The organism is Corallococcus sicarius (assembly GCF_003611735.1).
Taxonomy (GTDB): Bacteria; Myxococcota; Myxococcia; order Myxococcales; family Myxococcaceae; genus Corallococcus; species Corallococcus sicarius.
This window is the reverse complement of record NZ_RAWG01000687.1, coordinates 1-674: the sequence shown is the minus strand read 5'-3', so window position 1 is coordinate 674 and position 674 is coordinate 1. Positions and strand designations below refer to the sequence as shown.

1 protein-coding gene is annotated in these 674 nt (G+C 71.5%); it reads right to left on the bottom strand.

Annotated elements, in window-relative coordinates:
• A partial coding sequence (locus tag D7X12_RS41705; protein WP_244225110.1) for a condensation domain-containing protein occupies nt 1–674 on the bottom strand: 674 nt, incomplete at both ends.

Here is a 674-nt window from a genome sequence, read left to right as displayed (position 1 = left end):
GTCTCCGTGAGCAGCAGGCCCAGGTCGAAGCGCGCCGTGGCGCTGTCCACGTCCAGCATGCGCAGCGTGAGGCCCGGCGCCTGGAGCGTCCCGCCCGGTGCGTTCTGGAGCGCGAAGATGACCTGCACCAGCGGCGTGCGGCCCAGGTCGCGCGCGACTTGAAGCTCCTCCACCAGCTTCTCGAACGGCAGGTCCTGGTGCTCGTAGGCCGCGAACGTCGTGTCCCGCACCTGCGCGAGCAGCGAGCGGAAGGACGCGTCCGGGTTGATGCGGGCGCGCAGCACCAGCGTGTTGACGAAGAAGCCGACCAGGCCCTCCAGCTCCCCCTGATTGCGGCCCGCGATGGGCGAGCCCACCAGCAGGTCCTGCTGCCGGCTGTAGCGCGACAGCAGCAACTGCCACACGGACAGCAGCGCCATGAACGACGTGGCGCCTTCCTGCCGAGCCAGTGCCCCCAAACGCTCACCCAGGACGCGGGGCAGGTGCAGGGGCAGGAGCGCGCCGCGAGGGGAGCGCTGCGTGGGGCGCGGCTTGTCGGTGGGCAGCTCCAGGACATGCGGCGCGCCCGCGAGTTGCTCCTTCCACCACGCCACCTGCTTCGCGAGCACGTCCCCCTGGAGCCAGCCGCGCTGCCAGGACGCGAAGTCGGCGTATTGCACCGGCAGGGCCGGAAG